An 8,840-nucleotide genomic window follows, 5' to 3' on the forward strand; every position below is an offset into this window, starting at 1 on the left:
TAGGGTTACTTACGTCACTCGCCCCTGGTCCATGCCAGGAACCGACTGAAAAGGCCGGACTTGGCCTTGGACGCGGAGTGCCCTGCCGGCTGCTGGTACGAGGCGGTGGAGTGCTGCGCCGCGTGCGCCGGCGAGGCGTCCTGGGGCCGGGAGGACTCCGCGGCGGTCTGGGTCACGCTGCGCGGGGTGAACCGGATCGGGACGCTCACCAGGGACCGGCTCCACGGCGCGGGCACCCAGGCGAGGTCCTGGAAGCGGACGCGTGTCTCGACGTCGGGCAGCCGGTTGAGGAGCGACTCGACGGCGGTGACGGCGATCATGAACGCCGGGTCCTTGGCGGGGCACGCGTGCGGTCCGGCACCGAAGGCGAGGTGGGCCTTGCCGCTGAGCTGCTCGCGGTGCTCGGTCAGCTTCGGGTCGGTGTTGGCCGCGGCGAAGGAGATGACCACCGGGTCGTTGGCGCGCAGGACCCGGCCGCCCAGGTCGACGTCGTGGGTCGGGTAGTGGGCCGCGTAGTTGGCGATCGGCGCGTAGTTCCACAGGGTCTGGACGACCGCGTCCTCGACGGGGAGTCCGGCAGGCCAGTCCTCGCCGAGGTACAGCGCGCTGCTCGTGCCGATGGCCGCGGCCAGCGGCGCCGTGCCGCCGGAGAGCAGGGTCACCAGCTGGTGCAGCACCTCCTCGTCGCTGAGGCCCGCGGCGTGCTGCATGAGCCGCGTCGTCACGTCGTTGCCGGGCCGCCGGTGCTTGAGGGCGATCAGTTCGCCGAGCGCGCCGCCCAGGACCTGGTCGGCGCCGGGGGTGCCTTCGAAGATGCCGCTGATGCCCGCGATGACGCGGTCGCCGATCTCGGGCGGGCAGCCGAACAGGTCGCTGAAGACGAGCAGGGGCAGCGGCTGGGCGTAGTCGGCCATCAGATCGGCCTGGCCGCGCACGTCCGATGAGAACTGGCTGATCAGGTAGTCGGCGGACTGCTGGGTCTGCCGCACGAGCTGGAGCTCGTCGACGCTGGCGAGGCTGTCGGTGACGGCCTGGCGGAGCCGGGCATGGGCGGCACCGTCGCTGAAGAGGGCGTTGGGCCGGTAGCCCATCATGGGCAGCGCCGGGCTGCCCGCGGGGACCCGGCCCTCGTTCAGCGCGTTCCAGCGCCGTGAGTCGCGGACGAAGGAGGCCGGGTTCTGCAGGATGTACAGGGCCGCGTCGTAGCTGGTGACCAGTTCGACCTCGACGTCGGGGGCGATGTCGACGGGGGCGCTGGGGCCGAGCGAGCGCAGGTGGGCGTAGTGGCGCTCGGGGTCGGAGCCGAACTCGGGGCCGAACAGCTGGGTGTTGCCGTGCGCGGGGCACCCGGGCGGCGGTGTCGCGTGGGAGTTGATCTGGTGTTGCATGCCGGCTCCTAGCCGAGTATGGACATGAGGTGCTGCACGAGGGTGATGAGGGACTGCGCCGAGGACGTGCGGTCGCGTACGTCGCAGTGCACGATCGGGGTGTCCTCCGCGAGGTTGAGCGCCTCGCGGACCTCGTCGAGCGGGTACTCGACGGTCCCCTCGAAGTGGTTGACGCCGATGGTGTACGTCAGGCCGAAGCGCTCGACCAGGTCCAGGATGGGGAAGCTGTCGTGCAGTCGGGTGGGGTCGACCAGGACGAGGGCGCCCAGCGCGCCCCGTGACAGTGCTTCCCACATCTCCTTGAAGCGTTCCTGCCCGGGGGTTCCGAAGAGGTACAGCACGAGGGTGTCGCTGAGGGTGAGACGGCCGAAGTCCATGGCCACGGTGGTGGTCGTCTTGTTCGGCGTCCCCGACAGATCGTCGAAGCCCTCGCTGGCCTCGGTGATCTCCTCCTCGGTCTGCAGCGGTTCGATCTCGGAGATGCTGCCGATCAGGGTGGTCTTCCCGACCCCGAAATGACCCACGACGAGGATCTTGACCGAGTTGGAGGTGTCTGGATTCAGATACACGGCTTACGCTCCGAATTTGGTTCTGAGGCCATCCAGCACGGCGCTGAGGAGTTCGCGTTCGGCCCGTTCGACGCGGGGAATGGGCTTGCGTACGAGAATGAGGCCGTCCTCCTCCAGCTGCGCCAGCAGGATCCGCACGATGCCCAGGGGCAGGTGGGTGTGGCCCGAGACCTCCGCCACCGACAGGAAGCCGTCGGCGACCAGATTCATGACCTTGCGTGCCTCGGGTGACAGGGCACGCGCGGCCGCGGACGAGCCGCTGTCGTGCGCGGTCACCAGCGCGGTGTGCTCGTACTCGTGGTCCGAGGGGAGACCACGCCCGTTCGTGATCACGAAGAGAGGGACTAATGGGGTGGTGAGCTCCAGCTCCTCGTCCGATCCGTCAGACATGGTCGGCCCTCTCTCCCCGGCTCTCAGGCGCCAGGATCCCGGGCACGGCGTCGCACAGGCGCGTCGTGAACTTCTCGATGTCACAGGCGTGTTCGGCCGCGGCGGCCAGGAAGCCGTCGTCCCCGGCCGCGATGAGGAAGATCCAGCCGTGCTGGTACTCGATGACCGTCTGCTGCCATTCGGCGTCCTGGGAGCCGCCCGCGAAATCCGCCGCCGCACGGCTGTAGGCGTGAATGCCGGTCATGGCCGCGGACATCGTGTCCGCGAGATCCTGGCCTATCCCCGAGGTCGCCCCGCGCGGCAGACCGTCGGCGCCGAGCAGCAGCGCGTGCAGGGCGCCGTCCACCTCGTCGACGACCTGGTCCAGCTGCTTGAGCACGAAGTTCGAACCGCCGGCCTCGACGCGCTGGGGCCGCACGGCGTCGCTCGTCCGGGAGGGGTCGTCGAGACCGGCCCGCGGCGGTGACGTCAGATTGTTGCCCAGCCTGGCGACCAGCCGGTTCATCCGGAACGACAGCTGCTGCAGGTCGACGTCGGGCTCCGCGGCGGCGGCCAGATAGGCGCCCTGCCCCGCCCCGATGAGGAACACCCAGCCGTGGGAGAACTCGATGACCGTCTGGTTCCACTGCTGTTCCTGCGCCGCGCCGACGAAGTGCGCGGTGGCCCGGCTCAGCGACTGCATCCCTGACATGGCGGCCGAGATCGTCTTCACGTCCTTGTCGGTGAGACGGTCCGTGGCCCCACGCGGCAGCCCGTCCGCCGACAGCACGACGGCGTGCCGGGCCCCGGGGACGTTGTCCACGATGTCCTTGACCATCCATGACATGTCTGTGGTCATGCGTCCTCGGTCCCTTCGGACGACGGGGTCTCGACAGCACGGCCCGACATGGTGCCCCGCTGGATGGCGGCCAGGCCACCGGCCCCCCGGGCCTTCTTGAACGGGCGGGTGGCCCCGCCGGTGGAACTCCCGGTGTCGGTGACGCTCGCCGTGGGGGACTGCCGCTCGCCCCGCTTGGGCAGACCGTGCACCGTGCGGCTCTCGGGTTCGTCCTCCCTGGTGGGGATACGCCGGATCCGGCGCACCGGGGCTTCCTGAGCGGGGGCCTGCGGGGTCTCTTCCATGGTCCACAGCTCCTCAGGCAGCAGGACGACGGCCCGGACGCCGCCGTACCGGGAGACTCCGGTGACGTCCACCTTGAACCCGTACTGGCTCGCGATCAGGCCCACGACGGGGAGACCGAACTTCGGCTGGGCGCCGAGCTGGGACAGGCGGGGGGCGGTGGCGCCGGACAGCAGCACGGTCGCCTTCTGCCGGTCCTCGTCGTTCATGCCGACACCGGCGTCGTCGATCACGATGCACAGGTTCTTCTGCACGCGCTGGAACGTGACCTCGATGGGTGCGTCGTGCTGCGAGAAACTGGCGGCGTTGTCGAGCAGTTCGGCGACGGCGAGGGCGACGGGCGAGACGGCGGACGCCTTCAGCGCCATCCCGCTCTGCTGCATGATCTCGACGCGGTTGAAGTTACGGATCTGCCCCTGGGCGTTGCGCACCACGTCGTAGACGCTGGCGGGCTGGCTGCGACGGCTGAGAGGCGCGCCGCACATGACCGCGATGCCCTGGGCCTTGCGGGCCATCTGGGCGGTGGCGTGGTTGACGTCCAGCAGGTCGGACAGGACCGCGTGTCCGCCGTGCTTGCGCTGGATGCCGTCCAGGAGCGTGGTCTGCTCGGCCGCGAGGCTCTGCAGGAAGCGCACCGCGCCCTTGAGGACCGCCTTGGTGCTCTCCTCCGCCGTCCGTTCGGCGTCCCGCAGTGCGTCGTCCTGCTCGGCACGGAACTTCTGCAAGTCGCCCAGAGCGGTCGAGAGCCTGCTCTGGGCCTCGGCCAGCCGGTGCGCCGACTCACTCTCGAACTGTCGTTTTCTTGCTCCCAGAGCTCTGTTGCGGACGACGAGTGCTAGGACTGCGGCGGCGGCTATCACCGCCGCAGCACCGAGGCACCATATGAGCACGTCTCGATTCATCGATACCTTTCCCGGGGCGCGACATGCAGACATCGCCGGAACGCGCCTCAGAAAGATCCGCAGCGCACACCTTGGGAACTGCATGAGCGCTACTACGAAGAGCAGGCTGGCCTCAGATCACCACAAAGTTGATCAAGGCCGCAGACGCCGCGATGCTATCACCGCGCGCCGCCCCTCCAGAGCGCCCGCTACGCCCTGAAATGGCCTCAACATCCGCTGGAACAAGTCACGTTGCACGCAGAACCGGCCAACTCGGGTCCCCTCAGGCGACTTGAACACGACACGGCTCGCCAGCCTTCAACAAACCTTCACAGCGACACAGGGGGCAACAGGGGTGCGATCCGCCGGAGTCACGGCGTACCGCCCGGGCGGAAGTGCCGCCGTTATCCTTGACCGGTGATCGGCAACCTTGAGTCGTTCCAGGACGAGTTGGCCGCCAGCGGGTTCCCGCGGCTGGTCAACAAGCTGGCCGGGGACGGCTTCCGGGGCGGGATCACCACCCGTGCCCTCGGGCCGCTGCGGCTGGTCTCCCTCGACACACCCGAGAGCGCCTGCGTCGGGCGGGAGCGTGACGCCTCCGACGGCGAGCACCTGGCGATCAAGGTGATGACCCGGGGCCGGACGCGGATCGAGCAGGGCCGCGGCGACGCCGAACTCGGGCCCACCGACCTGGTACTGCTCGATCCCACGCGTACGGTCCGGTTCGAGAGCACCGCCGCGGCGCACGTCACCATCCTGGTGCCGCGCCGGGAGCTCCGGATCAGGCCCGCGCAGATCGACCGGCTCATCGGCGTACGCATCGACGGCAGCCACGGCCCGGGCGCTCTCGTCTCCGTGCTGGCCCGGCAGTCGGCGCGGTCGGCGACCGGGTTCCGCGCGGCGGAGGCGCTGCGGTCGGCGGCGGCCGTCGTCGAACTGATCGCGGTCGCACTGGAGGCCCGGCTCGGCGACGAACAACCGGCCCCGGACGAATGGCTGCGGAGCAGGATCACCGGCTACATCGAGGCCCGGCTGGCCGATCCCGACCTGTCCCCGCGCGGCATCGCCGTCGCCCACAACATGTCCGTACGCCGGCTGCACAAGCTGTTCGAGGACCAGCCGCTCACCGTCGCGGCCCTGATCCGCCGTCGCCGCCTGGAGCGCTGCCGGGCCGAGCTGACCGGCAGCGGACGTACGGTCACCGCCGTCGCCGCCCGGTGGGGATTCTCCGATCCCACCCATTTCAGCAAGCTCTTCAAGGCGACGTACGGCTACAACGCCCGTGCGCTGGTTACCAGCAACCGTGCACGGACGACCAGGACGCGCACAGCCGGCCCGGACGAGGATGGTGGTGACCAGGACACGCAAGAACAAAAGGAGAAGTCGTGGCGAAGGTAAACATCGTCCGCCCCGGTGAGGGCGAGATCCTCGGCAGCGGGGCGCAGCAGATCCGCATCCTGGAGAACGGCGAGCACACCGACCACCGGCTGGGGTTCGCCGAGGTCACCATTCCGCCGGGCACGCCGGGCCCGTTGCAGCACCGCCACGCCCAGCACGACGAGGGCTTCTACGTGCTGGCGGGAACCTTCCGGTTCACCGTCGGCGAGGACCAGTACGACGCCGGGCCGGGCACCTGGGTCATCGTGCCGACCGGGGCGCCGCACACGTTCGCCAACGTCGGCGACGAGAACGCGGTCATGCTGAACACCTTCACACCGGACCTGTACGTGCAGTACTTCCGCGACTTCAAGGCCATGCTCGACTCCGGGCAGCCGGTCAACGCCGAGACCATGCAACCGCTCTGGAAGAACTACGCCACCGAGATCTCGGACGAATACGCCTCGTGAGACTGTCTCTAGAGCCAGTCCCGCCGCTTGAAAATCACGTACAGGCTGCCGCAGACAACCCCCATCAGGCCGATGGCGAAGGGGTATCCGAGGGTCCAGCCAAGCTCAGGCATGTGCGTGAAGTTCATGCCGTAGATCGTGCCGACCAGGGTGGGGGCGAACAGGATCGCCGCCCACGACGAGATCTTCTTGATCTCCTCGTTCTGTTCGAAGCCCGCCTCCGCCAACGCCCGCATCTCCGCGTTCTGCTGCTGGGTCACCAGGGTGGCGTTGACCGTGAGGATGTCCGTGAGGGCCTGACGGAAGCCGTCCACGCGTTCGCTGGTGTGCGTGACGTGGTCGGCGACGTCGCGGAGGTAGCGCTGGAGTTCGTCGTCGGTGCCGTACTTGGCGAAGCCCGCCATCAGGCCGTGCAGCATGCCGACCAGGGGGCGGGTGGCGCGCTGGAACTCGACCATCTCGCGGGAGAGTTCGTAGATGCGGCGCGAGACCCAGGGGTCGCCGCCGAAGACCTCGGTCTCGATCTCGTCGATGTCGTTCTGGACGCCGGAGACGACCGGTGCGTAACCGTCCACCACCGCGTCGAGGATCGCGTAGAGCACCGCTTCGGGGCCGAGGCTCAGGAGCTCCGGGGTCTCCTCCATGCGGCGTCGCACCGCGGAGAGGTCGGGGGCGGCGCCGTGCCGGACCGTGATGAGGAAGTCGGGGCCGAGGAACACGTGCAGTTCGCCGAAGTCGACCTCCTCGGACGCGTCGAGGTAGCGGGCCGCGCGCAGGACGACGAAGAGCGTCTCGCCGTACCGTTCCAGCTTCGGTCGCTGATGGGCCTCCATCGCGTCCTCGACGGCGAGCGGATGAAGGTCGAACTCGGCCGCCAGGGACAGGATCTCGTCCTCCGTGGGACGGGCGAGACCGATCCACGCCATGCCGTCCGGCTGCTCGCGCAGTTCACGGAAGGTCTCCGCGAGGGTGGCGGGCGTCGCGACCCGCACGCCGTCGCGGTAGAGCGCCGCCTGGACGACGCTGCCGGGCTCCACGGCGTCCGTCTTCACGTCGGCCGCGGCGGGGCCGGGCGCCGGTGGGTCCGAGGGGGCCTCGGTGGTCGGAGGCGTGGCGCGTCGCCACTTCGGCTTCCGGTTGCCCCTGGTGGCCGGTACGGGGCGGGCTCGGCGTTCCGGCATCGCGGCTGCCTCCGTGTCGTACGTGTCGCACGCTTGTCCGTGCGTTCGGCTTGTCGGCTGTCGTGTCGTCTGCCTCGCCGGACGCCTGGTGGGACGTCCTGTCGATCACCGGCAGGATATACGGGCCACATGGCCGGAGCGGCTCGGCACCATGGCGGACAGAAGGTGTCCGCGGGGCCCGGTAGCGTGCCGAACATGACGAAGACCTCGACCGCTCCCGTGCTGAGCGTCCGCGAGCTGAACCGTGCGACCCTCGCCCGGCAGTTGCTCCTGCGCCGGGCCGGCCTGTCCGCGAAGGACGCCGTCGGACACCTCGTCGGTCTCCAGGCGCAGAACGTGAAGCCTCCGTACCACGCGCTCGCCGCCCGCCTGGAGGGCTTCGCGCCCGAGGAGCTGTCGGCCGCCATGGAAGCACGGGAGGTCGTCCGCATCGTGACGATGCGGTCCACCATCCATACCCACACCGCAGACGACTGCCTGACGCTGCGGCCGCTCGTACAGGCCGCCAGGGAAAGGGAGTTGTACGGCTTTCGCCAAGGGCTCGCCGGAGTGGATCTCGACCGGCTGGCCTCGATCAGCCGGGAGCTGGTCGAGGCCGAGCCGCGCACGATGAAGCAACTGCGGGAGGCGCTGCTCACCGAGTGGCCGGACGCCGACCCCGCGGCCCTCGCGATCGCCGCCCGCTGCCGGCTGCCGCTCGTCCAGGTCACCCCGCGCGGGCTGTGGGGACGCAGCGGGCAGGTCGCGCTCACCACCGCCGAGCACTGGCTCGGCAGGCCGTCCGAACCGGCTCCCGCGCCCGACGCCACCGTCCTGCGCTACCTCGCCGCCTTCGGGCCCGCCTCCGTCAAGGACATGCAGACCTGGGCCGGTCTGACCCGGCTGCGCGAGGCCTTCGAACGGCTGCGGCCGCAACTGGTCACCTTCGCCGACGAGCACGGCGCCGAGCTCTTCGACCTGCCGGACGCGCCCCGCCCGGACGCCGGCACACCGGCCCCCGCGCGTCTGCTGCCCGAGTTCGACAACCTGCTCCTCTCGCACGCCGACCGCTCCCGGGTGGTGTCCGCCGACTACAAGGGCCGTACCTGGCGCGGCAACCAGGCCTACCCGACCCTGCTCGTCGACGGGTTCCTGGCGGGCGTGTGGCGGCTGGAGGAGACCGGCGGACGGGCCGTGCTCACCGTCGAGCCCTTCGGCACGCTCACGGACCGGCAGCGCGCCGAGGTGACGGAGGAGGCGGCACGGATGCTGACCGTGCTGAGCGGACCGGCCTCGCCCTCGACCTCGCCCTCGTACGACATCCGGTTCGGGACCGTCGTACGCGGCTGACGAGCGGGTGCCCAGGAAGTGCCGGGCACATGGACAGAGGGCGTTTGGGGGCGCGCGTGGAGGCCCCCCACCCCCCCCGGCGCAACCAGAGTTTACCACAGGGAGTACAAGGGGGCCATACCCCCGCGAGGTGTT

General features: G+C 69.9%; 9 protein-coding genes. 3 read left to right on the forward strand and 6 right to left on the reverse strand.

Annotated elements, in window-relative coordinates; all coding sequences use genetic code 11:
- Positions 1-14: 14 nt before the first annotated feature.
- Genes ACFVH5_RS31780 through ACFVH5_RS31800 form a run of 5 tightly spaced genes read right to left on the reverse strand, consistent with a single transcriptional unit; the run spans position 15 to position 4,369 of the window.
- A complete protein-coding gene (locus ACFVH5_RS31780; RefSeq protein WP_385837163.1) occupies positions 15-1,388 on the reverse strand; it encodes a cytochrome P450 in 1,374 nt (457 codons plus the stop codon).
- An 8-nt stretch (positions 1,389-1,396) separates the two neighbouring features.
- Positions 1,397-1,957 carry an ATP/GTP-binding protein gene (locus ACFVH5_RS31785; protein WP_384799518.1) on the reverse strand — a complete coding sequence of 187 codons (561 nt, stop codon included), beginning with the start codon at positions 1,955-1,957 and terminating at the stop codon, positions 1,397-1,399.
- A gap of 3 nt (positions 1,958-1,960) precedes the next feature.
- Entirely contained in the window at positions 1,961-2,347 is a 387-nt protein-coding gene (locus ACFVH5_RS31790; protein ID WP_384799515.1) for a DUF742 domain-containing protein, read from the reverse strand.
- Positions 2,340-3,185 (reverse strand): roadblock/LC7 domain-containing protein, encoded by an 846-nt coding sequence (locus ACFVH5_RS31795; RefSeq protein ID WP_385837164.1) that lies wholly within the window; start codon positions 3,183-3,185, stop codon positions 2,340-2,342. The genes ACFVH5_RS31790 and ACFVH5_RS31795 overlap by 8 nt, the downstream gene beginning before the upstream one ends.
- Positions 3,182-4,369: an ATP-binding protein gene (locus tag ACFVH5_RS31800; protein ID WP_385837165.1), complete on the reverse strand. Its 1,188-nt coding sequence runs from the start codon at positions 4,367-4,369 to the stop codon at positions 3,182-3,184. The genes ACFVH5_RS31795 and ACFVH5_RS31800 overlap by 4 nt, the downstream gene beginning before the upstream one ends.
- A 396-nt stretch (positions 4,370-4,765) precedes the next feature.
- On the opposite strand from ACFVH5_RS31800, the gene ACFVH5_RS31805 reads away from it, so the two are divergent.
- Positions 4,766-5,746: a helix-turn-helix domain-containing protein gene (locus ACFVH5_RS31805; RefSeq protein WP_385837166.1), complete on the forward strand. Its 981-nt coding sequence runs from the start codon at positions 4,766-4,768 to the stop codon at positions 5,744-5,746.
- Positions 5,734-6,195, forward strand: a complete 462-nt coding sequence (locus tag ACFVH5_RS31810; RefSeq protein WP_385837167.1) for a cupin domain-containing protein — start codon at positions 5,734-5,736, stop codon at positions 6,193-6,195. Before ACFVH5_RS31805 ends, ACFVH5_RS31810 begins: the two co-directional genes overlap by 13 nt.
- A gap of 8 nt (positions 6,196-6,203) precedes the next feature.
- Here the strand turns inward: ACFVH5_RS31810 and ACFVH5_RS31815 are convergent, their stop codons facing one another.
- Positions 6,204-7,376, reverse strand: coding sequence for a magnesium and cobalt transport protein CorA (locus tag ACFVH5_RS31815; protein ID WP_385837169.1), 1,173 nt, complete (start codon positions 7,374-7,376; stop codon positions 6,204-6,206).
- A 195-nt stretch (positions 7,377-7,571) separates the two neighbouring features.
- On the opposite strand from ACFVH5_RS31815, the gene ACFVH5_RS31820 reads away from it, so the two are divergent.
- Positions 7,572-8,705, forward strand: coding sequence for a winged helix DNA-binding domain-containing protein (locus ACFVH5_RS31820; RefSeq protein ID WP_385837170.1), 1,134 nt, complete (start codon positions 7,572-7,574; stop codon positions 8,703-8,705).
- Positions 8,706-8,840 lie beyond the last annotated feature (135 nt).

Origin of the sequence: Streptomyces sp. NPDC127119 (genome assembly GCF_042677425.1) — a bacterium.
Taxonomy (GTDB): domain Bacteria; phylum Actinomycetota; class Actinomycetes; order Streptomycetales; family Streptomycetaceae; genus Streptomyces.

Coding starts and splice junctions, on each gene's coding strand:
- ACFVH5_RS31780 (WP_385837163.1), bottom strand. CDS start 1,388: ATGCAACACCAGATCAACTCCCACGCGACACCGCCGCCCGGGTGCCCC.
- ACFVH5_RS31790 (WP_384799515.1), bottom strand. CDS start 2,347: ATGTCTGACGGATCGGACGAGGAGCTGGAGCTCACCACCCCATTAGTC.
- ACFVH5_RS31795 (WP_385837164.1), bottom strand. CDS start 3,185: ATGACCACAGACATGTCATGGATGGTCAAGGACATCGTGGACAACGTC.
- ACFVH5_RS31800 (WP_385837165.1), bottom strand. CDS start 4,369: ATGAATCGAGACGTGCTCATATGGTGCCTCGGTGCTGCGGCGGTGATA.
- ACFVH5_RS31815 (WP_385837169.1), bottom strand. CDS start 7,376: ATGCCGGAACGCCGAGCCCGCCCCGTACCGGCCACCAGGGGCAACCGG.
- ACFVH5_RS31820 (WP_385837170.1), top strand. CDS start 7,572: ATGACGAAGACCTCGACCGCTCCCGTGCTGAGCGTCCGCGAGCTGAAC.